Origin of the sequence: Rudaeicoccus suwonensis, from assembly GCF_007829035.1 — a bacterium.
GTDB lineage: Bacteria > Actinomycetota > Actinomycetes > Actinomycetales > Dermatophilaceae > Rudaeicoccus > Rudaeicoccus suwonensis.
In genome coordinates, this window is record NZ_VIVQ01000001.1 from 958,128 (window position 1) to 983,424 (window position 25,297).

General features: G+C 67.4%; 23 protein-coding genes. 11 read left to right on the forward strand and 12 right to left on the reverse strand.

The annotated features are described in order from the left end of the window. The first annotated feature begins 15 nt into the window (after nucleotides 1-15). The 3 genes from BKA23_RS04380 (at nucleotide 16) to BKA23_RS04390 (ending at nucleotide 2,793) form a co-directional block, all read left to right on the forward strand. Entirely contained in the window at nucleotides 16-1,008 is a 993-nt protein-coding gene (locus BKA23_RS04380; protein WP_281287530.1) for a glycosyltransferase family 2 protein, read from the forward strand. Between the two features lie 78 nt (nucleotides 1,009-1,086). Then, nucleotides 1,087-1,917 carry an ABC transporter permease gene (locus BKA23_RS04385; protein ID WP_145225834.1) on the forward strand — a complete coding sequence of 277 codons (831 nt, stop codon included), beginning with the start codon at nucleotides 1,087-1,089 and terminating at the stop codon, nucleotides 1,915-1,917. A 3-nt stretch (nucleotides 1,918-1,920) separates the two neighbouring features. After that, the gene (locus BKA23_RS04390) at nucleotides 1,921-2,793 is read left to right on the forward strand and encodes an ABC transporter ATP-binding protein (protein ID WP_246104446.1); all 873 of its coding nucleotides are present in this window, start codon (nucleotides 1,921-1,923) and stop codon (nucleotides 2,791-2,793) included. 52 nt (nucleotides 2,794-2,845) lie between these two features. Here BKA23_RS04390 and BKA23_RS04395 read toward each other — a convergent pair whose 3' ends face one another. From BKA23_RS04395 to BKA23_RS04405, 3 genes are read right to left on the reverse strand one after another with little or no spacing between them, the layout of a single operon-like run. After that, nucleotides 2,846-3,472, reverse strand: a complete 627-nt coding sequence (locus BKA23_RS04395) for a 3-oxoacid CoA-transferase subunit B (protein WP_145228193.1) — start codon at nucleotides 3,470-3,472, stop codon at nucleotides 2,846-2,848. A 2-nt stretch (nucleotides 3,473-3,474) separates the two neighbouring features. Then, a complete protein-coding gene (locus BKA23_RS04400; RefSeq protein ID WP_145225837.1) occupies nucleotides 3,475-4,245 on the reverse strand; it encodes a CoA transferase subunit A in 771 nt (256 codons plus the stop codon). 34 nt (nucleotides 4,246-4,279) lie between these two features. Next, nucleotides 4,280-4,894: a TIGR03089 family protein gene (locus BKA23_RS04405; RefSeq protein ID WP_145225839.1), complete on the reverse strand. Its 615-nt coding sequence runs from the start codon at nucleotides 4,892-4,894 to the stop codon at nucleotides 4,280-4,282. Between the two features lie 33 nt (nucleotides 4,895-4,927). Here BKA23_RS04405 and BKA23_RS04410 point away from each other — a divergent pair, with 33 nt between their 5' ends. Beyond that, nucleotides 4,928-6,271 carry a cytidylyltransferase domain-containing protein gene (locus BKA23_RS04410; RefSeq protein ID WP_145225841.1) on the forward strand — a complete coding sequence of 448 codons (1,344 nt, stop codon included), beginning with the start codon at nucleotides 4,928-4,930 and terminating at the stop codon, nucleotides 6,269-6,271. 137 nt (nucleotides 6,272-6,408) lie between these two features. Here the strand turns inward: BKA23_RS04410 and BKA23_RS04415 are convergent, their stop codons facing one another. Then, on the reverse strand, nucleotides 6,409-7,452 hold the full coding sequence (locus tag BKA23_RS04415) for a PseG/SpsG family protein (protein WP_145225843.1): 1,044 nt from the start codon (nucleotides 7,450-7,452) through the stop codon (nucleotides 6,409-6,411). A gap of 77 nt (nucleotides 7,453-7,529) precedes the next feature. Between BKA23_RS04415 and pseB the strand changes: the two genes are divergently transcribed. The 3 genes from pseB to BKA23_RS04430 are packed head-to-tail and all read left to right on the forward strand — an operon-like array spanning nucleotide 7,530 to nucleotide 10,513. Then, nucleotides 7,530-8,519 carry a UDP-N-acetylglucosamine 4,6-dehydratase (inverting) gene (gene pseB, locus BKA23_RS04420; protein WP_145225845.1) on the forward strand — a complete coding sequence of 330 codons (990 nt, stop codon included), beginning with the start codon at nucleotides 7,530-7,532 and terminating at the stop codon, nucleotides 8,517-8,519. Then, complete coding sequence (locus BKA23_RS04425) at nucleotides 8,516-9,664, forward strand: DegT/DnrJ/EryC1/StrS family aminotransferase (protein WP_246104447.1); 1,149 nt, start codon at nucleotides 8,516-8,518, stop codon at nucleotides 9,662-9,664. The genes pseB and BKA23_RS04425 overlap by 4 nt, the downstream gene beginning before the upstream one ends. 21 nt (nucleotides 9,665-9,685) lie before the next feature. Then, a complete protein-coding gene (locus BKA23_RS04430; protein WP_145225847.1) occupies nucleotides 9,686-10,513 on the forward strand; it encodes a hypothetical protein in 828 nt (275 codons plus the stop codon). Nucleotides 10,514-10,753: 240 nt separating this feature from the next. Here BKA23_RS04430 and BKA23_RS04435 read toward each other — a convergent pair whose 3' ends face one another. The 6 genes from BKA23_RS04435 to pseH all read right to left on the reverse strand — a co-directional run bounded on the left by BKA23_RS04435 (nucleotide 10,754) and on the right by pseH (nucleotide 19,552). Next, a complete protein-coding gene (locus BKA23_RS04435) occupies nucleotides 10,754-12,715 on the reverse strand; it encodes a hypothetical protein (RefSeq protein WP_145225849.1) in 1,962 nt (653 codons plus the stop codon). Beyond that, on the reverse strand, nucleotides 12,712-13,557 hold the full coding sequence (locus BKA23_RS04440) for a hypothetical protein (RefSeq protein WP_145225851.1): 846 nt from the start codon (nucleotides 13,555-13,557) through the stop codon (nucleotides 12,712-12,714). Before BKA23_RS04440 ends, BKA23_RS04435 begins: the two co-directional genes overlap by 4 nt. Nucleotides 13,558-13,572: 15 nt before the next feature. Then, a complete protein-coding gene (locus BKA23_RS04445; RefSeq protein WP_145225853.1) occupies nucleotides 13,573-15,918 on the reverse strand; it encodes a glycosyltransferase family 2 protein in 2,346 nt (781 codons plus the stop codon). Nucleotides 15,919-15,926: 8 nt separating this feature from the next. Then, entirely contained in the window at nucleotides 15,927-16,976 is a 1,050-nt protein-coding gene (pseI, locus tag BKA23_RS04450) for a pseudaminic acid synthase (protein ID WP_145225855.1), read from the reverse strand. Nucleotides 16,977-17,358: 382 nt separating this feature from the next. After that, on the reverse strand, nucleotides 17,359-18,855 hold the full coding sequence (locus tag BKA23_RS04455) for a hypothetical protein (protein ID WP_145225857.1): 1,497 nt from the start codon (nucleotides 18,853-18,855) through the stop codon (nucleotides 17,359-17,361). Between the two features lie 196 nt (nucleotides 18,856-19,051). Next, complete coding sequence (gene pseH, locus BKA23_RS04460) at nucleotides 19,052-19,552, reverse strand: UDP-4-amino-4,6-dideoxy-N-acetyl-beta-L-altrosamine N-acetyltransferase (RefSeq protein ID WP_145225859.1); 501 nt, start codon at nucleotides 19,550-19,552, stop codon at nucleotides 19,052-19,054. Nucleotides 19,553-19,838: 286 nt separating this feature from the next. Between pseH and BKA23_RS04465 the strand changes: the two genes are divergently transcribed. From BKA23_RS04465 to BKA23_RS04480, 4 genes are all read left to right on the forward strand, one after another. Continuing rightward, entirely contained in the window at nucleotides 19,839-20,090 is a 252-nt protein-coding gene (locus BKA23_RS04465) for an acyl carrier protein (RefSeq protein ID WP_145225861.1), read from the forward strand. Continuing rightward, entirely contained in the window at nucleotides 20,087-21,379 is a 1,293-nt protein-coding gene (locus tag BKA23_RS04470; RefSeq protein ID WP_246104448.1) for an AMP-binding protein, read from the forward strand. The genes BKA23_RS04465 and BKA23_RS04470 overlap by 4 nt, the downstream gene beginning before the upstream one ends. Next, nucleotides 21,372-22,277 carry an SDR family NAD(P)-dependent oxidoreductase gene (locus BKA23_RS04475; RefSeq protein ID WP_145225863.1) on the forward strand — a complete coding sequence of 302 codons (906 nt, stop codon included), beginning with the start codon at nucleotides 21,372-21,374 and terminating at the stop codon, nucleotides 22,275-22,277. Before BKA23_RS04470 ends, BKA23_RS04475 begins: the two co-directional genes overlap by 8 nt. Before the next feature lie 175 nt (nucleotides 22,278-22,452). Continuing rightward, nucleotides 22,453-22,950 (forward strand): hypothetical protein, encoded by a 498-nt coding sequence (locus BKA23_RS04480; protein ID WP_145225865.1) that lies wholly within the window; start codon nucleotides 22,453-22,455, stop codon nucleotides 22,948-22,950. 274 nt (nucleotides 22,951-23,224) lie between these two features. On the opposite strand, the gene BKA23_RS04485 is transcribed toward BKA23_RS04480, so the two are convergent. Together BKA23_RS04485 and BKA23_RS04490 are read right to left on the reverse strand one after the other, a co-directional pair. Next, a complete protein-coding gene (locus BKA23_RS04485; RefSeq protein ID WP_170226371.1) occupies nucleotides 23,225-24,715 on the reverse strand; it encodes an HNH endonuclease signature motif containing protein in 1,491 nt (496 codons plus the stop codon). Between the two features lie 87 nt (nucleotides 24,716-24,802). Beyond that, a complete protein-coding gene (locus tag BKA23_RS04490; protein WP_145225869.1) occupies nucleotides 24,803-25,000 on the reverse strand; it encodes a hypothetical protein in 198 nt (65 codons plus the stop codon). Between the last annotated feature and the right edge of the window lie 297 nt (nucleotides 25,001-25,297).

The following is a 25,297-nucleotide window of genomic DNA, read 5'->3' on the forward strand; positions in this document are numbered from 1 at the left end:
TGTAACCTGGAAAGCGTGCCTGCTCCCGAAACGCCATCTCAGCACGGTGTTTCGGTGGTGATGCCGATCCTGAACGAGGAACGTCATCTGGCCGAATCCGTGCGCGGAATCCTCGCCCAGGAGTGGTCCGGGCCGATCGAGATCATCCTCGCGGTGGGCCCCAGCACCGACCGCACCGACGACGTTGCAGCGGCTCTGCAGCGGAACGACGCGCGGATCCGGCGTGTGGACAACCCGACCGGCCGCACCCCGGAGGCGCTGAACCGAGCGATCGCCGAGGCGTCATACGACATCGTCTGCCGCGTCGACGGTCACGGGATCCTGTCAACCGACTACCTCGCGACCGCCGTGCGCACTCTCGATGAGACCGGCGCCGCAAACGTCGGCGGCATCATGGATGCCGAAGGCACTACGCCGTTCGAGTGCGCGGTGGCCGTCGCGATGAAGTCCAAGATCGGTGTCGGCGGGGTCAAGTTCAAACAAGGCGGCAGCGCCGGTGAGGCCGACACGGTCTACCTCGGCGTCTTTCGGCGGGAATGGTTGGAGCGTGTCGGCGGGTATGACGAGCGCTTCACCCGCGCCCAGGACTGGGAGATGAACTTTCGCATCCGGGCTGCCGGCGGCGTCGTGTGGTTCACCCCCGAGATGCGGGTCGCCTACCGTCCGCGGGGCTCCTTCTCGGCGCTGTCGCGGCAGTACCGCGAGTACGGCCGGTGGCGCCGCGTCGTGGCCCGCCGGCACAAGGGTTCGATCAACGCGCGTTATCTCGCGCCACCGACCGCCGTCGCGCTAGTGGCGGCGGGCGCCGTCGGAGGTCTGCTGTGGCGGCCGCTGTGGGTGATCCCGCTCACGTATGCCGGTGGCGTTGTCCTCGGTGGCGCTTTCATCTCCGCCGGAGAGAAACCGTCAGTCCGCCTACGGGTTCCTGCCGTTCTCGCCACGATGCACATGTCGTGGGGTTTTGGCTTCCTGGCAAGTCGGATCCGACTCACCGAAGACGTCCAGTAAACATCCAGAAGAATCCCGGTACGCTGGCCGACTGAAACCGGACAGCCTCCGATTGATCACCGAAGCTCAGAGGAATTGATGAATCTCTTGTCGCGTGTCGCGCGCATCTGGGAATACCGCGGAGTCATGTGGATCCTGGTGAAACGTGACCTCCGGGTTCGCTATGCACGCAGCGTGCTGGGCTACCTGTGGACGTTGATCGACCCACTTGCGATGACGCTGGTCTACTGGTTCGTCTTCGACAAGATCTACGGCATGAAGAGCGAAACGCGCAGTGAAGGCATTCCGTTCGTGCTGTTCATGGTCGCCGGAATCCTGGCGTGGAACTGGTTCAACATGTCGGTCAACGAGACCGCACGCGCCCTGTATGCCGAGCGTTTGCTGGTCCGGTCGACCAACCTGCCGCGTGAGATGTGGGTCATCCGGGTCGTGCTGTCCAAGGGCATCGAGCACCTGATGTCACTGCCGATCCTCATCGTGTTCACGACGTGGTTCTGGGCGCATGGTCAGGTCCATCTGAACATCAAGCTGTTGTTGTGGATACCGGCGCTGATTCTCGAGCTCATCCTGTGCATCGGCGTCGGGCTTGTGATGGCGCCGGTCACCGCGCTCATCGACGACTTCGTCCGCGTGGTGCGCATCGTGCTGCGTATGGGGTTCTACTTCACCCCGATCGTGTACTCGCTGCAGTTCCTGGAAGAGAAGCGATCCTCCCTGCACTGGTTGGCGCGGGTGTTGGAATTCAACCCACTCACGGCGATCAATGACCTCTACCGCCAAGGCATGCTGACCCGCGCCACCCCGGACTACCACATCTGGTTGATCGGTCTGGTGGTCAGTCTCGCGTGGCTGGTCTTCGGCATGTGGATCTTCGCCAAGCTCGAGAAGCCGATCCTGAAGGAGATCTGAGTCGTGTCGATTCCCGCCTCCAGCGATGTGCACTGGAAGACAAACTACGGCGAGCCGGTCATCACAGTCGACAACCTCGGCATCGAGTTCCTGACCGGACGCAAGCGCAGTCTGTCCCTTCGCGAGATCATCTTCCAGCGGAGGATGACCCACGAGAAGGAAACCTTCTGGGCCCTGAAGAACATCTCGTTCCAGGTGGGCCGTGGTGAGGCTGTCGGCCTGGTCGGCAGCAACGGTGGCGGCAAGTCCACGCTGTTGAAAATGATCGCCGGCACGCTGCTGCCTGATGAGGGCAAGGCGACCGTCCGCGAGGGTGTCGCCCCGCTGATCGAACTCACCGGTGGTTTCATCGCCGAGTTGTCCGGCCGCGAGAACATCTACATGGCTGCCGGATTGCACGGTATGTCGAAGGAGAAGATCGAGGAGCGCTTCGACGACATCGTCGACTTCGCCGGCCCCAAGGTCCGCGACTCGCTCGACGTGCCCTACCGGCACTACTCCTCCGGTATGCAGGTGCGGCTCGGTTTCGCCGTCATCACCTGTCTGGACGAGCCGATCATCCTGGTCGACGAGGTGCTCGCCGTCGGCGATGCGGCCTTCCGCGAGAAGTGCTACCAGCGGATGGAAGCCCTTCTCGAACAGGGCCGCACACTGTTCCTCGTCTCGCACTCCGAGGGTGACCTGCTGCGTTTCTGCACCCGGGGGATCTACCTCAAGGGCGGCAAGATGGTGCTGGACAGCGACATGGAGTCGGTGATGAAGGCCTACATGGAAGACCTGCTGGGTGTTCCGTGGATCCCACCGAAGGAACGCAACGCGGAGGACGCGTTGTACAACCGGCGCGACCGCACCGCCAAGGGCTTCAAGGTCGAGTGACGTATGCCGCGGCGCGCGCCGCTAGCAGGCGCGCCGCGGCATACGCGAGGTCTCAGAGCAGGTCGGGGCCGGTCGCAGCGCGGACTTCGGCTTCGGTGACGCCCTCGGCGACCTCGACGAGCACCAGTCCGGCGTCGGTCACGTCGATGACCGCCAGGTCGGTGATGATGCGTTGCACCACCCGGCGCCCGGTCAGCGGAAGCGAACACTCCTGCACGATCTTGTGCGAGCCGTCCTTGGCGACATGCTCCATCAGCACGATCACCTTGCGCGCGCCGTGGACGAGATCCATCGCGCCGCCCATGCCCTTGACCATTTTGCCCGGGATCATCCAGTTGGCGATGTCACCGCGCTGCGACACCTGCATCGCGCCCAGGATCGCCGCATCGACCTTGCCGCCGCGGATCATCCCGAAGCTGGTGGCCGAGTCGAAGATCGAGGCGCCCTTGCGGACCGTCACGGTCTCCTTACCGGCGTTGATCAGGTCGGGGTCGACGTCCTCGTCGAACGGGTACGCGCCGACGCCGAGCAGGCCGTTCTCGGACTGCAGCACGAGTTCGACGTCGTCGGCCACGTAGTTGGGCACGAGCGTCGGCAGGCCGATGCCGAGGTTCACGTAGTCGCCGTCGGCGAGTTCGGCCGCAGCGCGCGCGGCCATCTGGGTGCGGGACAGTGCCATCGTCATACCTCTCGGACGGTGCGCTTCTCGATGCGCTTGTCGGCGGCCTGATCCGGTGTCAGCGCGACCACCCGGTGCACGTAGATCCCGGGCAGGTGGACGTCGTCCGGATCGATGTCGCCGGGGTCCACGAGCTCTTCGACCTCGGCGACGGTGATGCGCCCGGCCATGGCGCACAGCGGGTTGAAGTTGCGGGCGGTGGAGTGGAACACCAGGTTGCCGTGCCGGTCGCCCTTCGCGGCGCGTACCAAGGCAAAGTCGGTCACAATCGAGTGCTCGAGCACGAACTGCCTTGTGTTGCCGTTGAATTCGAAATCGCGCACCTCCTTGGGCGGGGATGCGATCGCGACCGAACCGTCGCTGTCGTAGCGCCACGGCATGCCCCCATCGGCGACCTGGGTGCCGACGCCGGTTGCGGTGAAGAACGCCGGTATGCCGTCGCCGCCGGCGCGCAGCTTCTCCGCGAGAGTGCCTTGAGGGGTGAGCTCGACCTCGAGTTCGCCGTGGAGGTATTGCCGGGCGAACTCTTTGTTCTCACCGACGTATGACGCGATGATCCGGCGGATGCGCTTGTCCTGCAACAGGATTCCGAGGCCCCAGTCGTCGACTCCACAGTTGTTGGAGACGATCTCGAGCTGATCCACGCCGGCGTCGTGCAGCGCGGCGATGAGCACATTCGGGATACCACACAGCCCGAAACCACCCACCGCAAGAGAAGCACCGGGGTGGATGTCGGCGACCGCCTCGGCGGCAGAGCAGACGACTTTGTCCATGTGATGGACGTTACATGCCCGCGAGTCGGCGCCGTCACACGGCCGCGGTGACGCCTTCGTCCTGCAGGCGGCCCGCGCGTCGGGAGGTGTCCTCGTGCGCGAACAGGATCACCGAACCGTCCGCTGCCAGCACGTCGGCGGCCGTCCGCAGCACCTCGGGCTGCGTGCCTTCGAGGACCGTCCGCGGGCTCGCGGCGTCGACGGGGCGGATCAGGTCGCGATAGCTGACCGGGGCAGGCCGGTCGATCGCCGGACGACTGAGATCGACCGGCAGGTAGACCGTGAACTGGTCCGCGGCGGAAGCGATCTCGCTCTTGGCGAGCGAAGCCTCCGGCTCGACCAGATCGCCGGCGGTCATCGAGATGACCACGTCGGCATCGTCGTCGCCGGACACCGTCGCGCCGACCGCCCAGATCGCCAGCGCCCAGTACAACGTGCGCCAGTGCGTCGGTGGCAGGTCCAGGCGCACCGTGCTGCCGGGCTCGGCCCCACATTCGTCCTGCAACCAGTTCGCGGCCTTGGCGACCCAGTTGCCGAGCACCCTGCCGGACAACTCGATGCGTTCACCGCGCGCGTCGTCGTAGAAGGTGACGCGTGGCCGGGACGGGTCGGAAGCGAGCAATGCCGGCAGAAGGGTGTCAGGGGTCACTACTGCAGGGTAAGCGGGATACGGTCTGCGTCCATGGGTGTCCGCGTGCTGATCCAGTCCCGGTTGTCGTCGTCCCGCCTGCCGGGCAAGGCGCTGCTCACGCTCGCCGGGCGACCGCTGGTGGTGCTGGCGGCACAACGAGCCTCCAACACCGGCATGGACGTGGTCGTCGCGACCAGTTCAGAGCCCGAGGACGACGTGCTGGCGGCGGCGTTGCAGGTTGCTGAAGTGCCCGTCTTCCGCGGGCCACTGCACGACACCCTGCATCGGTTCACGCTCGCCGTCGCCGACCTCGCCGACGACGATCTGGTCGTTCGGCTCACCGGCGACAATGTGGGCCCCGACGGCGACTACCTGCAGACGCTGATCGCCGCGATGCAGCAGGCGGGGGAGAACTACATCCGGGTCACCACCGAGACGATCTACGGGATGGGGGTCGAGGTTTTCACCGCCGGTGTGCTGCGGGCAGCCGACCGGGAGGCCACCTCGTCATACGACCGCGAGCATGTCACGCCCTGGATCCGCCGGCACACCGCGGATCTGACCTGGATCCCACCGGTCGAAGGTGCCGCCGGGCGGGTGCGGTGCACCGTCGACACACTGCTGGACTTCACCATCGCCGCGCATGCCCTCGCGGGGGTCGGCGATCCGGTGTCGGCCGGCTGGCGCGAACTGCTCGACGCCTGGGTGTCCGTCGGTGGTGCGAAGCCCGAGCCGCTGCCCGGCAGCGTCCCGAATCCGATCGGCCTGGGGCCGTGGGTGCTCGGCGGGTCACAGCTGGGCGCGACCACCAATGCCGACGGTGAGCCGGATGCTGCCGAAGCCTCCCGGTTGATGGAGCGGGCCGTGGCCTCCGGGGTGACCCACATCGAGACCTCGTTGTCGTATGCCGGCAGCGCGCCGCGCGTCGGTCAGTCCCTCGCCCACGGCCTCAGTGAGCGGGTCGGAGTGATCGCGCTGTTGCCGACCGGGTTGCCCGACGGCGCAGACGCAGCGGCCTGGGAGACTCTGGCCCGGCTGCGGTATGCCGCAGTCGACGTGCTCGTGACGGCGAACTGGGCCGACTGGCTGCAGGCGGCCGAGGCGCTGAGCCTGACCAATGCCTCGAGCATCGCCCGATGTCTGGGAACCGTGGTGGCCGACGAGCACGAGTTCACCGCGGCGATCGAGGACCCGCGACTGGGTTACGTCGAACTGCCTCTCGAACTCGCGGATCTGGCTGCTGCCGCTCCTCGCGAGCTGGTGGTCGTGGTGCGATGCCCCGACGCCGTGACCGGCGCACGGCTGGGCGGAGTGCCGGGCGTCACGGCCGCGCTGGTCGATGCCGGTTCGGTGGATCAGGTGCGCGAGCAGGCCGAGGTCTTCGGTCGGCGCTGATCCGGGTCGCGAACTGGATGGCTGCTGTGAACGCTTCGCCACCGTCGGGCGGAGGTCAGACCACCCGGCGTGGACCAAGGTGGCGTCGGACCCGAGCGTGCGAGCCGTCCGTCTGCGATGGTGTGACACACCGCTGCTCAGCGGCGGGTGAGCACCGCGTCGAGAGCGTCTGCGACGCGTTCGCGTCCGTGGCCGTCGACGAGTTCCTGTCCCCGGCGGGCGAGCATGTGCCGCAGGGACTCGTCGTCGAGCAGGTGCGCGAGGGTGTCCGCGGCAGCGGCGTCATACCGCGACAGCGTCCCGAGGCCCGCGACGACCTCGTGATTCAAGGTTGCGCGGTATCCCTGCTCCTGGTTGTCGACGACGCAGACGACGGCAGTCGGCACGCCCATCGTGAGCAGTTCCCAGACCGACGAGCCGGACGCGCTGATGGCGAGATCTGCCGTAGCCACGACGGCGGCGAAATCCGGCGACGGGTCGATGACGTCCAGGCTCTGACCGGCGCCGAGAACAAGCGTTTCGAGGGCCGTTCGTGTGGCCGGGCGGGCAGCGACGACGGTGACCTCGCAGGGTCGCCCGGTGCTCAACAGCGAGGGGACGACGACCCCAGCTGCGTCATACGGGTCGGTCCCGCCGAAGACGCACACCACGCGCGGTGGTTGCCGTGCGGGACCGGGGTTCATGGTGTCCCGGCGGTGTGCCAGGACGCTGGAGCGGAACAGCGCGTAGTCGACCCCGGCGAGAGCGGTCGAGTCCGGCGGGCCGCCGACATGCGGGAGCGCGCCGAGGTTCTGGTCGACATACAGGTCGGCGGATTGAGCCGCGCCGAACGGCCCGTCCACCATCGCCAGCACGCAGACTCCGGCGGAGCGCAGCGCCGCGCCTGATGCGGGGTCGAGTGCGTAGCCGTCGAGCACGACCGCATCGAAGACTCCGGCCGCTGCAGCAAGGTCCGTCGCGGCAGAGGGGGCGTCGAGCCGGTCGACTCCTGCCGACGCCAGGCCCTGTTCGAGCCAAGCGACTCCGCCGAGGTCTCCCCACAGGGTGACCTGGTGGCCGCGAGAGCGGAGTTCTTCGCCGAGGGCCAGGCATCGCACCGCATGGCCGACGCCGATGGTGCGGCCCGCGTCGCACCGCAGAGCGATGGATGCCGCCGGCGGCGCGGGGGAGCGGTCACTCACCGTGCCGATGCTAGCCTTTACGCTGGCCAACGCCCTGCGGCGAGGCCTGTCGTCGTCGCCTGATTGGGAGTTTTTGCGTGAGTATTCTGGCCGGTTCGTCGATCCTCATCACCGGTGGCACCGGTTCGTTCGGCAAAGCGTTCATCACTCGACTGCTCAGCGATGTGGACCCCAAGCGAGTCGTGATCTACTCCCGCGATGAACTCAAGCAGTGGGAGGTCCGCCAGCAGTTCGGCGACGACCCGCGACTGCGGTGGTTCATCGGCGACGTGCGTGACCTCGACCGTCTCAAGCGTGCCATGCACAAGATCGACTACGTGGTGCACGCCGCCGCGCTGAAGCAGGTCGACACCGGCGAATACAACCCGAGCGAATTCGTCAAGACGAACGTCATGGGCAGCCAGAACGTCGTCGAGGCCGCCATCGACTCCGGTGTCAAGAAGGTCGTCGCGCTGTCGACCGACAAGGCCTCCAGCCCGATCAACCTGTATGGCGCAACCAAGCTCACCGCCGACAAGCTGTTCATCCTCGGCAACCATTACGCGGCGGCCTACGAGACGCGGTTCTCCGTGGTGCGCTACGGCAACGTGACTGGTTCGCGCGGTTCGATCATCCCCAAGTTCAAGGCGCTGCACGCCGCCGGCGAGTCCCTGCCGATCACCGACCTGCGGTGCACGCGATTCCTGATCACGCTCCCGGATGCGGTCCAGATGGTGCTCGACACCTTCGAGATGATGCAAGGCGGCGAACTCGTCGTGCCGCACATCCCCTCGCACATGGTCACCGACCTCGCTCAGGCGATCGCTCCCGGCGCGAAGATGCACGACATCGGTCTGCGGCCCGGTGAGAAGCTGCACGAGGAGATGATCAGCCCCGAGGAGGGCCGCCGCGCGGTGATCGTCATGGATGGCAAGTACTTCGTGCTGCAGCCGGAACTCGCCACCTGGGGTTACAAGCCGATCGAGGGCGCCCAGCCGGTTCCCGAAGGCTTCCACTGCTCATCCGACAAGAACGACCTGTGGTACTCCGCCGAGGACATCGCCAAGGTGTTGGAGTCGGGCGTTTGAGCGGCGAACCGGTGCTGCCCTACGGGCGGCAGTCGATCGACGAGTCCGACATCGCGGCGGTAGCCGCCGTGCTGCGCGGCGACTGGCTCACGACGGGTCCCGCCGTCGATGCCTTCGAGCGTGAGATCGCGGCTGTCGCGGGATGCGAGGAGCCGGCAGTCACGGTGACGTCGGGCACGGCCGCCCTGCACACGGCATACGCCGCGACAGGTGTCGGTCCTGGCGACGAGGTCATCACCACCCCGCTGACCTTCTTCGCGACGGCAACCTGCGCGATGTGGCAGGGCGCGACGATCGTCTTCGCCGACGTCTGCGAAGACACCGGCAATCTCGACCCGGTCGCGGTCGAGGCTGCCGTCACCGACCGCACAAAGGTCGTCGCAGGCGTGGACTACGCCGGTCACCCGATCGACGCCCCGGCATTGTCGAAGGTCGCGCACGCCGCGGGTGCTGTGCTGCTGGAGGATGCAGCCCACTCGATCGCCGGATCACTCGACGGCGTGCCGGTCGGGTCGCTGGCCGACGTAACGACCTTCAGCTTCTTCCCGACCAAGAACCTCACCACCGCCGAGGGTGGCGCCGTGGTGTCGCACAGCGCTGAAATCCTAGGCGCCGCAAGGGATTTCAAGAGCATCGGCTACACGCGTGACAGGGCGAAGTGGTGCTCGCAGGAGGACGAGGGTGTCTGGTACTACGAGGTGCACTCACTCGGCCTGAACTACCGTCTGCCGGATGTTCTCGCGGCGCTCGGCAGCAACCAGCTGACCCGCATCGCGAAGTTCAAGAAGCGGCGGCAGGAGGTCACCGACCGCTACAACCAGGGGCTGGCCGACATACCGGAGCTTGTCCTCCCGGCGCACCGGCCCGGTGCCGACCCCATGTGGCATCTGTACCCGCTGCGGATCGTCGACGGCCGCCGGCGTGAGTTGTTCGACCATCTGCGAGCCAACGCGGTGGGTGTGCAGGTGAACTACATCCCCGTGCACCATCAGCCGATCTTCGCCGAATTGGGTTGGCGTAAGGGGCAGTTCCCGATCGCGGAGGCCTACTCCGCTCAGGAGATCAGCCTGCCGATGTTCCCAAGTCTGACCGACGACGACATCGACCGGGTCATCGACCTGGTGCGTTCCTTCGTCCGGGCCTGACGTTCGACGCGGCCGGCGCTGATGCACCACGCCAACGTCTTCTACGGACACGCGCAGATCCTCGCGCGCTACTGCGGGCTGCAGGAGGCTCCACCGATCTGGGGTTACCTGCAGCACGGCTGGAACACCCACGACGGGTTCGCCGTCGGTCACGAGTTCGTGCCGGGGTATCCCAAGCTTGTCTGGTCGGAGGCCGTACGTCGGCGCGGCTGGTCACTGGGACTGCGCGACTACGTCGTGATCGGGTCGCCGTGGGCGTATCTGCTGACCCTGCAACCGGATTCGGCACCAGCGGGCGAGGGCACGATCGTGTATCCCTTCCACGGATGGGAGGGCCAGCAGATCGTCGGCGACCACGCGGCATACGCCGACGAGGTGCGATCGGTCGAGGGCGACGTGCCGTTGACGATGTGCCTCTACTGGAACGACTACCTCGACGAGCGCGTCCGCAGCGTGTACGAGCAGCGCGGGTTCCGCGTCATCACGCACGGGCGACGCGGCCATCAGTACGTCGGCGGTGACACGGACTTCCTCGACAACCAGCTCGCCGAGCTTCGCCGGCATCGGCGTGTCGTCAGCAACCGGCTCGGGTCAGCCTTGCTGTATGCCGCATCGCTTGGTCGTGAGATCGGAGTGTATGGCGACCCGATGGTCCTGCAGAACGATCATGCGGTGCTCGGCGGCATGGCAAAGCAGCTGCGGCTGTTCCCCGACCTGCACCACCGGCAGGTCGACCCGGATGTCGCAGCACGGGTCAGCACCGAGGAGCTGGGTCTGGACGTGCTGCTGCTGCCAGGAGCGTTGCGGCATACGTTGGGCTGGGCGGACGCTGACGACGGCGCTGAATGAACACTCCGAGTCCGCTGGACGGCTGAGACGCGGTGGCCTCGCCACGGTCTGTCGCGGCGGCTGTGCCGAACAGATCCGGGGGTGCCGATGCGCAGGGTCGGTGAGTACACCCGACCGGGACGAGGTGGTTTCGCGGTCGGATGCCGGGCGGCGCACAGACCGAATCGAGCCGAGTCGCGCTGCACGACCCGGGCGAGCCGGGACGGCGGGGCGGTGTCGCCACCGCCCCGGCTCACCCCGTCAGCTCTCCTTGGCTTTTGCTGCCGCGGCGCGGGCCCGCTGGGCACGTTTGACGACACGCTCGACGCCTGCGCCGAGTTCGCCGACGCTGCGCACCTGAGCGGTGCGCTTGGCGACCCGGAGCAGGTTGCCGGCGGCAGTACGTTGAGCCGCCACCGCTCCGGCCGGCCCGGCACCCTTGCGCAGGTTCCGAATGACCTCCTCGCGGGTGCGCAACTGCTTGTCGCGGAATCCGATGGTGCGCTCAAGGCCCGCGATGTGACCGAGCGCCTCCTGAAGTTCGCGACGGGCCGCTTGCGCGTCGGCCAACGCGGTGCGCAGGTCGGCTGTGGAACAGGCGCCGGGACGCTGCTCACCCGCAGCGAGTGTCAGCGCCAGGTCGCGGGCGCGGTCGAGCACAGCGTCGGTGGCCTCCACGCCGGCCATCTCCGTCCACGTCGCTACGAGCTCGCGGCCGAGCAGGTGTGTGGGCCACGGGTGCCTGCGGTGCTCGGTGACCATCCGGTCCTGCAGCAGGAAGAACGCGGCCGCGAGCGTCTCGGCCGTCCCGACCGGCCCGGACCAGCGGCGCGCGTCGAAGCCGGGCGCAGTCTCACGGCCGGCGACGACGAGGTTGTCGAGAGTCACGACGCGGTGCTCGGGCACCGGGATGGCATCGACGTGTGCACCGACGGCTGCGGCGAGATCGCGGAAGCCCGGAACGTCCCCGAGTTCGGCCAGTCGCAGCAACTCCTGCGCGACCGTGGGACCGAACGGCACACGACGGGTGAGCAGGGACTCGTCGATCACGACATCGATGTGGTCGCTCTTGCCGGTCGCGGCGGCTGCGCCGACTGACTGGGGCGGGAGTCCGGCGAGAGCGCCACGCGGCGCGGTCGTGGATGCCGGTTCGCCCGCCTGTGCGCCCGGCGTTGCCCGCTCGGTGACATACCGTGCAGTTTCCGACGGCTGAGCGGTGTCGCGCTCGAGTTCGGGGGTGAACTCCGCATCCGGCCAGCTCGCGCCCGACACATCGACCGCACGCGACAGGTGCCACCCGGCATACTCCGCGGTCGGCCCGGTGGCCACGGCGAGGGTGCCGGAAGGAGTCGCGTTGATGAGTCCCACGTCGTGGGAGAAGCCGTGCAGCACCACCGAGACGGCGGCCGCGTCACTGATCCGGCCGACCTTGGCGAGCAGATCGATGAGCTCGTCCTGCGAGGCGAGCAACGGGCGCAGGTCGGCGTCGGCGGCGAGCTTGGCGAACGCGGCGACGCTGCCGGTAAGACCGGCGGTCGTCTGTGAGACGTCGGCGAGCAGACGGGGAGCTGCGGCCGGGCCGAAGCCGACCAGCTGCCCCGCCGAGGAGCGGATGCCGCGCACCGAGCGAACGGCATCGACGAACCCGTCGTGGGTGAGCGGCCGGGTCGGGTCGTGGTAGAACGGCCGCCAGTCGTCGTCCCCGTGCCGCTGCGACACCGGGCGGGCATCCAGAATGTTGGCCGGAGCCGACTCGAGGGGATGCGCAATGGCCAACGCGCCGTCATCGGTGAGCAGTGAGGTCAGCGCTCGCAGCGTGTCGTCCCAGCTGAGTTCGGCCGAGTCGTAGGACAGCAGACGGTCCAGACCGTCGAGCGCGATGACGACGTCGAAGGGTGCCGGCGACGTCGCGCGGAACCCGTCGAGTGCGCCCGCACCGACCTGTATGTCGGGGAGTTCTTCGGTCAACTGCGCGGCGTCCGTCGCCGATCGCACCAGCACGGTGACCTGGGCGTCGGTGATCTGCGAAGCGACCGCCCGCACCAGAGACACCGAGTGCGGCCCCGCGATCAGCACGCGTGGCGTCGGCCGATCCGTGGACAGGCGCACCTCGCGGACGAGTGCTTCGAGCACCGGACCACCAGCGGCATACGACTGCCCGGAGTAGTCGGTCCAGGGCTGCATCTCACCGGCAACGACCTCGGTGGTGGTGGACTGGCTCATTCGTTACTCCCGTCGAACATGACGCGCTTGATTTCCCGGGGCGGCATGACGAACCGCCGGCCGAGCTCGTGGTCGGTGATCTGAGCAGCGGTCTGCTGATCGATGACCTTGCGGGTCATCTCCGGCCAGAGCCGCTGCACTCGAGCGTTGCCGCCGAAACGCGGGTCCTCGCCTTCCATCAGCATCGGATCGCCATACACTGCGACCTCCGCGCCGGCGGCGACGCCGTAGAAGATCGCCGTGGACAACCGGTTCGCGGCCACCCGCTTGTGGCGCCGCATCGCTGCCAACTGCTTGTAGAGGAACAGGGGGTCGGTGCCCACATAGGAGAAGCCGCGGCCCCCGAAGCTGATCACGTCGAAACCGGCATCGTGATAGGCCGCGCGGATCTCGGGGCGGTTGTACTCGGTGTAGTAGAGCGAGAAGGTGACCGGGCCCTCCTCGGTCTCACGGATCTCGTCGATCAACCGCTGGTGGTCGCCGGTGATCTTGCCGCCCTCCCAGCCGTGGAACAGGAAGAACAAGGTGCCTTCACGCTCGACGGGCTCCTCGGTCTCCTCGTCGAAGAAACCGAGGGTCGGCTCCTGCTGCATGAGGTAGAGCCAGGGTGCGCCGACGACGTGGTAGTTGCGTCGGCCAAGCGCGTAGCCGCGTCTCGCGACAGCCGGGCTCCAGACGAAACGCGTTGCGCCGTCGAAGAACTCGTGGGTGGGGTTGTAGCCGTCGCCGACATTCCAGCCGTGCTGCAGGTAACCGCGGATGCGCGGTGGGTTCTCTTCGTCGAGCCCGCAGTACCGCGCCAAGATGTGCGCGTGGCCGTAGTAGTGGTTGTGGTGATGCATCAGTTCACTCTCGGGTCATCGGTCATCGCGGATCTCCAGATGGAGGGTGTCGGCTCTCTGCCGCAGCGTGCCACGGTGGGTGCCCAGATGGGCGATCACCGGCAGGGTGGCGATCAGGAACGGCTCGGGCAGAACAGCAGTGGACAGATTGCGGTCCTCGCTGGAGCAGAACAACGTCCAGTTGGCCAGGCTCGCCAGGGGGTCGATGTCGCTGACCACACCTGGCACGTCGAGCAGGTCGCGCACCGGCGTGCGGACTTCCCATGAGTCCGCGCCGGTCTGTGCAGGCGCGGTCTCCAGGAACTCCTCGGTGCCGGGCAGGTAGCGGCGCCAGGCGAGGGTCCACGAGTCGGTACCGGTCCAGTTGCGCCCGCGCGCCACCAGTTCGGTGCCTTCGCCGTCGCCTTCGAGCACGACCTCGTCGGCGGTCAGTCGCACGGCGGTCTCGCGCAGGAAGGTGAGGTTCTCCGGATCGCGCAGCAGGCGGAACTGGTGTTCACCCACCTGAGTGCCCACCGACCGTGGTGTCCCGGTCCAGGTGAGGTCCTCGTTGACTCCGGCGGCGCGAACGCGCACCGCGCGGGTGGTCATCTGCAGATACGGGTCGTCGTCGTCGGTGTGTGCTTGCACGTCGAGCAGCGGGAGGCGGCCGGTGATGCGGGTCTTGTCACCCTCGATCACGCAGGTCGCGGGATACCGCAGCTCGTCGGCGAACTGGCTGCCGTCGAGGATGAACTGGGCAACCTGCAGTGGCCGCGGAGCCAGCGCCTCGACCACCAGGTCGGTGCCCTCGACGCGCCCGTCGACCAGTTGCCAGGGGTTGGGGCGCCACGACAACTGAAGTTCGGCACCCGTAGACGACTCGGGCTGCAGCCACATCGTCGGACTCACCCAGGCACCGGGTTGCCAGGTGGCGCTGCCTGGCCGCAGACCCTTGACCAGACCCTGCTTGCGTTTGCCGTTGCTGCTGATCTGCAGGTCAAAGCGCACCGCGTCCTCACTGACCGACCAGCGCGCGAGTTGATCGCGGGGGATCCGCAGCTCGAAGCCGACGTCGCTGAGCTGGCCATGAGAGTCGATGTCCTTGAAGCGGCGCACGGGTAGTTCCTCGCGCAACGACTTGGACACGGCGAAAACCTTGATGCGGCTGTTGGCATTCGACCGCAGATGTCGCACCTCGGCGGTGCCCTGGACCCGGAGTTCGTCGTCGACGAAACGCACATCGTTGACCGCGGTGCGCAGCGACAGGTCGGCGGACGGAGAAAGGAAGGTGTCTCGCGGTATGTACGACCGGTCGCGACCGGGGTAGAGGTACTCGTAGCGGCTGAGACTGCGCGGCATCTTCACGGCTCGCGCGCCACCACGCAGGCCACCGTCTTGGCGGAAGAGCGCAAGCTCACGCAACAGATCCACGTCGCGCGCCATCATGGCGTGGTACTGCAACTGGTCGAACCGCGGACGCTGCAGCAGAGCGTCGAGCCCCAATCGCTCGACGAATCCGTGCCCGAGCTCGATGATGCGGTCGACGTCGGCGTCCGGAACGGTGGCGAACGCCTGCACGATGGCCAGGAAGTCGGACTCGGCGAGCATGACGTGCGTCCGCATCCGCACCGCCTTCTGTGCCGACGCCACCAGGTCGATGACCATTCCCGCTGAGCGCACCCGGTCGACCAGGTTGTCGTAGCGGTACACCTGCTGGGTGATGGAGTCGCCGGATTCGCGCTCGCGCCAGTAGTAGACCGGTTCGCTGATGATGTCGACCGTGACTGCGTCAAGGTGGGCCTTGATCGTGACGGGGTAGTCCTCGTAACGGATCGCCGGAAACTCGTAGGCGTACTCATCCCAGAAGCTGCGGCGGTAGACCTTGTTCCACACCATCCGGTCGCGGGCGAGAACTGCGTGTTCGGTGACGTGGGTCGCCGGCCAGTCCATCGCGAACGCGTGCAGATGCGCCCATGACGGCTTGACGCCGGTGCTGTTATTGAACCGGCGGGCGTTGCCTCCGGCGAACGACGAACCGGTCTCGTCCAGGCTGTCCACCATCTGGGCGAAGCCGTGCCGCGTGACCAGGTCGTCGCTGTCGATGAAGGTGAGGTACTCACCGGAGGAGTTGGCCGTCCCGGTGTTGCGTGCCGGACCGAGTCCGGCGTTCTTCTGCGTGACGATGTGAAACCGGCTGTCGCGGTCGGCATACTCCTGGGCCACGGCGCGACTGCCGTCGAGGGATCCGTCGTCGACCATCACGACTTCGATGTCCTGCAGTTGCTGGACCCGGATGGATTCGAGGCAGTCGCCGATGTAGTCCTGTACGCCGTAGAAAGGCACGACCACCGACAGGCGCGGTCTGGTGGAAAGCGACATCGACCGGCTCAGATCAGGTCCCAGGACAAAGCGGTGCCGCGGGGCGTGTCCTGCTGGAAGGTGCGGCCCTCGACCGTGCTGAACAGGTCGGTCGGCAGACCACCGGCGGGACGGATCGAGCGGACGTTGTCTGCGGTGACCTTGTCGCCGGCGCGCACGTCGGCCACGACATACAGCGAGCGGCGGAAGCGCAGGCCCTCGGCTTCCTGGGCGCGCGCGCCGATGCGCGGGCGGCCGAGGCACTGCCAGGCGACCTTGGACTGCGAGACCAGGATGCGCAACTCGTCGGGTTCGCTGGAGAAGGAGGAGTCCACGCCACCGCCCTCACGCGACAGCGTGACGTGCTTCTCGACGACGCAGGCGCCGAGAGCGACCGCGGCGATCGGCGCGCCGACACCGATCGTGTGGTCGGAGTAACCGACCAGGGTGCCGAAGGTGTCGGCCATCACCGGGATGCCACGAAGGTTCGAATCCGCTGGATCCGCGGGGTAGTTCGCGGTGCATGCCAGTACGACGATCTGCTCGTTGCCGGTCGATCGCGCTGCTTCGACGGCCGCGTGGATCTCGCCGACGGACGCCATACCGGTCGAGATGATGATCGGCTTGCCCTTGGACGCGGCGAGACGGATCAGCGGCAGATCGACGATCTCGGAGCTGGCGATCTTGTATGCCGGAGTGTTCAGCGACTCCAGCAGGTCGACCGCCGTCGGGTCGAACGGTGAGGAGAAGCAGACAAGTCCGAGGGATGCGGCGAGTTCGAAGATCGGCGCGTGCCATTCCCAGGGCGTGTGCGCCTCGGTGTAGAGGTCCCAGAGGGTACGGCCGCCCCACAACTCGTGGCCGTCGGACAGCCGGAAATCCGGCGCGTCGGAGTCGATGGTGATCGTCTCGGGCTTGTAGGTCTGGAGCTTCACGGCATGCGCTCCCGCATCGGCGACCATCCGGACGATGTCCAGCGCCTTGTCCAGCGAACCGTCGTGGTTGCCGGACACCTCGGCGATGATGAACGGCTCGTGGGCCGGGCCGATCCGGTGCTTGCCGATCTGGATCTCAGTCATGCGCATGCCTCCTACGGCGGATCGTTGGCGAGATCGTGGTGCGGCGACCCCGCAGGCAGTCGCGTCGGCACGGTGGTAACCGACCGGCGATACAAGAATTCGGCGAGATCTGCGGCCGATTGCGCGGGACCATCACGACCTGCTGCGTATGCAACGGCGGCTGGCGCAGCATCAAGCCTCCGTGAGCGAATCTGGTCGTTGTTGCGGCGCGGGAACTGGCCCGACAGGCGTCAACATTACAACAGCTAGTTTTCAGGTAACGATGCCGCGCCGGGGCACGGGTGCTGTGTCGGCGAGCTTGCCGACACAGTCGCCGCACGCTCGACAAGTGACTCGCCGGCATCCGCGCCGGCCGGGTGTCTGGCGCCGCGCGCATGCGGCCTCATCGGCGGAGCCGCGAACGCGCCGCCTCGACGATCCGCTGGGTCGGTGCGGTCATGAGGAACAACGCCCGCCGCGCCCTCGGGCCGTGCTCGGTGGCGATCGCGTGCTCGAGAGCCCGGACCCGTCGGGTCTGCCGATTGACGGTGTTTCGCAGATCGGTGATCTGGGTGTCACGGTCGCGCAGGGCGTCGGTCAGTTCGGTGATCCGGATCGTGGCATCGCCCTGGCTGTCAGTGCCGCCGGCGTCGCGGCCGCTGGCGGTACCGCCGATGGCGTCACGCCGGACGCGCCGGCCCGGCAGGTCGGTGCGCTCGCGCAGCGCCTCGGCGGCGTGCCACACCGCTTCCGGCAGGTCGATGAGGGCGCCGAGATCGCGCGCGAGGTCGGTGGCCGATCGTTCCGGCGGGAACTGCATGCCACCGCCTTGGTGGTCGACGGCGGCGTGTGCAAGATCAAGGAGACCGTGCGCGACGGCGACATCCGGCTCGCGGACCGGAGGCTGCGCGCCGGCCGATCGGTCGGGCGCGGGTGCGACGAGCCAGAGACCGTCAGCGCCGAGCACCGTATGGCGGGGGACCGCCGCCACCTGGTCATCGGCGGTGAGCGAGGCCACCCATGCGGCATACCTGGTGAGCAGTCGGCGCAACTCGACCTGCTGGCCGCACCGCAGTGCGCTCAGCAGCAGCGCCTCCAGAGACGATCCGGTCGCTTGGCCCGGGGTCAGTTGGTCGGTGCCGCCGATCGCGTCGCTCCGGATCGGGGCGGACGGCGCAAGTGGCGCGCCCAGCACGACCAGCCAGCCGTCGGCGAGGTGTTCCAGCACCTGCGCGTCCAACGCCGTGGTCAGCGCTGGGTAACACGACAGTGTCGTGCTGATGGCGGCACGGCCGGCCAGTGTGCGCACGGTCTCGAGCTCGGCCACGAGGGTCGGGACGCCGACCGCTTCGATGATGAAATGCGTCGGAGGCCATGGCAATTCGCTGAGCACTGGTGGGCGTGTGTCGTATCCGCTGGTGCCGGTCCACCACTTCTCGTTGCCGGCAAGTCGTCGTGAGCCGGTGTCGGCCGCCGACGGGCTCAGCGCGCTCGCGACACGTGCGAGGAGCCGGCCACCGGGTGCCACATGCTGCTGCGCCATCGTCACCACGTCGACGTGCGATGTGCCGGGTGAGTCCGGTGTGAGAACCTCGCCTGGCCCGTCGAGCAGTATGACGGTGTCGGCGACCACGGATTCCGGAAGACGGTCGAGTCCTCCGCAGCAGACGTCGGCGGTGGCCACCTCCGCCTGCACGCGGGCTGCGTCGGTGGTGCCGCGGACCACGACGGTCGCGGCAGGGCACGCCGTGGCCAAGGCAACGGCGCTGGCACCGATCAGCAGGACGGACCCGGAGGCGTCCGCCAGCGTGTCACGCAGGAACGGTTCGAGGACACCGAGTCCGCGCGGCTGGTCGGACCAGTTCGGCATCTCGCCGCCGATCAGGCGAACTTCGGGCATGTGGTCGGCACCGCTCTCTGACACGCGTGGCAGCCTAATCGCCGGTGGTGCGGGTGAGGCCGGTGTCGGCCGAGCCAGCGCGCTGTCGCGTGTCGGTGTCCCCGCTGCAGCGATGGTGCGTCTCAGTCACCCGGCCGACGAACCCGGCGAATGGTGTGCACCACCGTCGGTGTCCCCGCTGCAGCGATGGTGCGTCTCAGTCACCCGGCTGACGAACCCGGCGAATGGTGTGCACCACCGTCGGTGTCCCGTCGATGACGCGCTCCTCGGTGCCGATCTCCTCGAAGCCGTTGCGGGTGTTCATCCGGCGCACCGCCTCGTTGGCGTCGAGCACCTCGCCGTCGAGGGTGTCCAGGCCCAGTTCGCCGAACGCGAACCTCACCGCCTCGCGCTGGATCTTGATCCAGGCGGGCAGCAGTTCGCCGCGGGCTTCGAGACCTGCGTTGTCGAGGTAGTAACCCCACATGGCCGACCGCGACGACTGGTCGATGTCGAAGAACGTCACGACACCAGCGGCCACGCCGGCTCGCTCGAAGATGAATACCTTGCGCGTCGGGTTGTCGCGCAGGGATTGCCAGTACGCCTCGTGCTGCTCGGGGGAGATCTCGTCGCGGGTCAGCGACACCGCCCGGACGGTCGGGTGGTTGCGCCATACGCGCACGTTTTCTTTGTCGGCGTCGGTGGCGGCACGCAGCATGGTCGGCTCCGGTGGTCGTAGCGGTGGCGGGTGGTGGATGCGGTCGGCGAGCGGTTGGTGCGGTCGGCGAGCGGTTGGTGCGGGAAAGCGTCGTGCGGGCTGGGTTCCTGCGGGCTGAGTGCTGGCAATTCGGTGCGAGGCGACGGCCGACAGGCTCGATACAATCGGGGCGCTTCGCGATGCAGGAACGGGTGTCATTCCTCGCCGGTCACCGCGTTCCAGCTTTGCTTGATGAATGCCCTGCCCGAATAATAAGGGCCGCTCGACCAACAACGACGGAGGATTGATGTCCACGCTGAGCCGTGACCAGGTGCGCACGATGATGGGTGAGGTGCTGACTGCGCAGGGCAAGCAGTTGCCCGCCGACGACACCACCCGGTTGGACTCGATCGGATTCCGTTCCCTTGACTTCTCCGAGCTGGCGCTGCGGGTCGAGGACGAACTCGACACCGAGCTCAACTTCGATGCGCCCGAGCTTCGCTCGATCGAGACGGTCAGCGACGTCCTGGATTTCATCGATCAGCTGCAGTCGGCGTGACCTTGCCAGCTGGTGCCGGCAACCGCATCGTCACCGCGACGTATGCCGGGACCTGGGCCGGGCTGATCGTCGATCCGGCGGTGACTGGAGCGGTCGGGTCGGACACGGACGCAACGGGTGCTGCGGCAGCGTCCGATGCAGAAGTCGGCGCGTCGGCACCGAGCCCCGCGGCATACCTGGTGCAGGACAACACCGAAGCCGCGCGCGCCGTCTTGCTCCACGCGACCGCGGGCGATCGCGAGACGTTGGTCGTTGCGGCATCCCGGATCGACGACGAACGCGCCACACAGCTGCGTGCCGACGGCTTTGCCGTGGTGCGCGGTGACGAGGTCGAAGCAGCGACGACGTCGCGGCCTGCCGATCCGGGTCGCATCTGGCTGCTTACGAGCGGTTCGACGGGCCGGCCGAAACAGGTTGCGCACACATTGGATTCGCTGACGACGGTGGGCGGTTCACAACCCAGCCGGGTCTGGCTGTGCCCTTATGCGACCGGTGCGTACGCGTGGTGGCAGGTCGTCACGATGTCGCTGGCGATGCCCGGCCAGGATGTCGTCTTCGTGGAGCCCTCACAGCTGGACTCGTGGCCGGCGCTCGCGCTGAAGCACGGCGTCACGGCGGCGTCCGGCACTCCGACGTTCTGGCGGCAGGCTCTGTGGCGGGCCGGCGATGTCGTCGCGCAGCTGCCGTTGGAGCAGATCACCCTCGGCGGCGAGCCCGTCGACCAGGCGATCCTGGACCGCTTGCGGGAGGTCTTCCCGACCGCGCGCATCTCGTGGATCTACGCCTCGTCCGAGGCCGGTGCGGCCATCGTCGTGCACGACGGGCTCGCAGGATTCCCCGAGGCGTGGCTTGGCCGCGAGACGCCTGGTCGACCCGCGCTGAGCGTCGTCGACGGTGAACTCGTGATCGCCTCGCCGAAGGCCGCCGAAGGTATGGCGGAAGGCATCCGCACCGGCGACCGTGTCGACATCGTCGACGGTCGCGTGCTGATCACCGGGCGACTCGCGTCTGACGAGATCAACGTTGGGGGTTCGAAGGCGTCGGCTGCGAAGGTGCGGGCGGTGCTGCTGGATCACCCTGCCGTCGCGTGGGCGGCGGTGCGCGGGCGGCGTGCGCCGCTCGTCGGCCAGGTGGTGGCCGGTGAGGTGGTCCTTGTGCCAGGCGAGACCACCACAGATGCCGACCTCATCGCCTGGTGCGCTGAGCGGCTGCCGGACTACTCCGTGCCACGCCGGTTGCGTGTGCTGACCGAAATCCCGATCAAGGAGACGTTGAAGAGCGATGTCTGAGTCTGTGACCACACCCGCGGCGGAGGCGTCAGACGGCGCAGCGACGTCGGCGGGCGGCGCCGTCGCGGTCACTGGCGGCGCCGGCAGCGGTGTTGCTGACGGTGCTGCCTCCGGTAGTGCTGCCTCCGGCAGTGCTGCGGATGTCGCCACTGCTGCCGGCCCCGTGGCGATCCCGGCCGCTTCGTGCGTGTTGATCACCGGTGGCTCCCGCGGCCTCGGGCTCGAACTCGTGCGCGACACGCTCCGTCGTGGAGCCAAGATCGCCACGTTCTCGCGGTCCATCACGCCTGAACTGCAGGCGCTCGCCGACGAAAGTGACGGGCGGCTGTTCATCGGCGCTGCCGACATCACCGATGAGGCGGCGGTCAAGGCGTTCATCAAGGCGGCGTCGGCGGAGCTCGGCCCGATCGACTCGCTGGTCAACAATGCTGCCATCGGCCAGGATTCGATGCATCTGCACACGTCGCCGGAGCGCATCGCACAGATCGTCTCGACGAATCTGACCGCGCCGCTCGTGTTGACGCGGGCGTTCCTGCGCCACGCGATGGCCAAGGCCGGGCGCGGACGGATCGTGATGATCACATCTGTGTGCGCGCAGCGTGGCTACTCGGGCCTCGTCGCGTACTCCGCCACCAAGGGCGGTCTGGATTCGGCGATGCGGACTCTCGCGCGCGAGATGCACGGACGCTTCATGGTGAACTCGGTGGCGCCCGGCTTCTTCGCGTCCGAGATGTCGTCGGTGCTCGGCACCGAGCAGTTGTCGACGATTAGCCGGCGCACGCCGTCGGGTCGGCTGGTCACTCCGGAGAACATCGCGCCCGTCGTCGGGTCGCTGCTGTTCGACAACACCAATCTCAACGGCCAGGTCATCACCATCGACGGCGGCGGCTCGATCTGAGTTCGGTATGACGCCAGGGTCGACATCCAGACCTGAGTTCGGTACGACCCGGTGGTCGATATCCGGACCTGAGTTCGGTGTCGCTCACGGGCCGGCACCCGAGCGTGTCGTCGGCGCAACCCGTGGGTTGGCACCGAAGCAATGTGTGCGGCAGGACGCCGAAGCGCAGCCGCCGGTGACCGGGCTCGATGGAGCTCACGCGTGCCTGCAGGACCTGATCTCGACGTATGCCGTTGCCGATTTTCTGTTGGTCGGTGATCGCGACCTCGTGCGCTCGATTCCGGATGCGGTGCGGTCGTACGTCGCTGACGGTCGTGCAGTGGCATGGAATCCGGTTGTGCCGCAAGGTGTTTCGGCGGCAATCGATGCCGAGATCGCGCTACAGCCGGTGTCCCCGGCGTTGGCGCGGCGCCTTCGATGCGACGATCCGGATGAGGTGTGGCCACGCTGGACGCGGTGTGAGGTGGCCGCCAAGCTGCTGAATCTGCCGGTCCTTTCGTGGTTGAACTGGCCGAACCTCGAAGTGCCCGCAGCTTTCGTCAGGCGCGTCGTGATGGCGCAAGTCGTCGTCGGCGACGTGCTCGTGTGTTGCGGTCTGACATGGGACGACGGGGCACTGCCATGCAATGACCGGGCGCCGGGGCAGGGCGAAGGAGAGCCAGCCATGCAATGACCGGGCGCCGGGGCAGGGCGGAGGAGAGCCAGCCATGCAATGACCGGGCGCCGGGGCAGGGTGACGGGGTGCCAGCTGTGCATGATCATGCCGGGGCAGCGCGAGGGGGTGCCAGCTACGCATGACCACGCGCAAGGGCAAGCGACGGGCGTGGGCACGCAAGGACCGGGCGCCCGACCAAGACGATGACGCCAACACGTAACGACAGTCCGTGGTCGCTGACGATGAAATGGCAGATCGCGCCAAGATGTGTTCAGCGACATACATGTCCCGGTCAACTGGCAGCGAGGAACCGGGGCAGAAGCCATGAAACTCCGGTGGGAGTCACTGTCGCCGTGTGCTGCTGGTCATGAACCAGCGTGTGATGTCGCCGGCACAGCAGCGCAGCGTTGTCGAGGTCGGTCGCACCGCCGTCGGCCCAATGCACGACGTGGTGGGCGTCGCACCACATTGCCGGGACGGTGCAGCCCGGATAGGTGCATCCGCGGTCTCGATGCCAGAGCGCGACGCGCTGCGCGCCGCTGAACAGACGGACTGATCGTCCGACGTCGAGAATCTCACCCTCGCCGCCGAGCACCATCGGGATGATCTGGGCATCACATGCCAACCGGCGGACGGCAGCGGGGCTGAGCACCTCGTTGTTCATGGTGACGCCGGCGCCCGCGGTCTTTGCCAGCAGCGATGTCAGCGTCGTCGTCACGACAACCTGTGCTTTGTGCGTGCGAGGTGCTGACCCTCCCGCTGCGACAGCGCGCTGCACGAGGTCGATCAGCGCGTCATACCGACGCCGGGACGGAAGACGTGGATCTGGCTGCCCCTCGGGGCCCTTGACCGGTTGGGAGAGTGCGTCGAGCGCGGCATCCAGAATCGCGGAACCTTCGGCGTCCGCCAGCACGCGGTATTCGATCAGTTTGCCCGGGCCGGGTCCGCGGAAGACACCACAGCCGCGTCGTGCCTCGCGCTCTTCGTCGTGCAGCTGCTTGTCCGGCTTGATCAGGCGGAGTGCGAAACGGATCGCGGCTGCGAGCTCACGGGGGAGCAGACCCCACGAGCTTGGCCTGTTCGCAGATGACTGCTCGGTGTCTGTCAGCTCGCCCGACGCGTCTGTGTCTGATTCATCGCTCGCTTCGCCCGATGGGTCAGCGCCATACGACTCATCGCCGACCTCGCTGGGATCGTCTGCACGGTCCCCGGCACGCTCCTCGGCATGTGCTGGCAACGGATCTTCGTCGTCAACGGGCGTCCGCACTCCCGGCACCGATCCGTCGCCACTGCTCGTCACAAGCGTGTCGATGATGCCGATGAGTTCGTCCTCGTCAGCGACAGGGGCGGCTTCGTCGATGAATTTCAGGATCTGGTCGGTCTTGCGCGCGGACAACTCGCCGGACGCGAAGGCCGACAGCACGCGCTCGCAGACATCGCCTCGGCGGTTCGGGATCTCGGCGAACCGTGCAAGTCTTGCCGCATGCGCTGGCTCGGGTGGCGCCGCGCAGGCACCTTCGTGGGTTCGGATCCAGTCGACCGACGACAGGCCTTCGTCACGTGGCAAACCGCGCCCGATGCCCTCGGCCACCAGCGCGGCCTCCGCCTGCTCCAGTGCGGCGCGTGCCCGACCCACCTGAGTCAGCAGATGGCGCACCTGCCGATCGCCGAGACGAGCGCTCGCGGCTCGTGCAGATGCCAGCGGCGCGGGGGAGGACACCCCGAGCAGATCGACGCCGGCGCTCGCCGCGTCGATCGCCAACTGACCGATCGCTGTGCTCATGAGTCGAACATACATTCGACCACCGACAGCCTCTGCAGAGACGGATCCAGCTGTGGACAACACTTTGTCGGCCTGATCCCACAGTGGCTAGGTGGACTCCACCCGCCACTCTCGGGGCTGCAGCATGAACTCGCGGACCGGGTTGATCAACAGGACCAGTGCAGCGTCGTGACCCACGGCGTACACGATGGCGGCATCCTCGACATACCAGGAGGGCCGTGGCGCGATGGCCATCTCGAGCAGGAATGCGAGGCACATGATGTCGCCGATGATGAATGCCCGCATGAGTTGTCGGCGGCTGCCCGTTCCGCCCGCTGGCCGGGTCGTCCGTGTGCATGATCGGAGTGTCACCACCGGTGCCTGAGTCTGAGAATCGAAGTTGCCCGTCATTTGTTCTGGTTCGGATCACGCTGATCCTGTTGCTGATTCAGGCAGACCGCAGGTAAGGGTGTAAGGATCGAACGACCATGAAATGGCGGTGACGCAGCACGCATCGGAGCAACGCCCCAGCCTGCCCGTGCGGACATCACTTCGGCTGGCACGGTCCATCCGGGTGCCGCGTCTGCAGTTGCACACGCACCC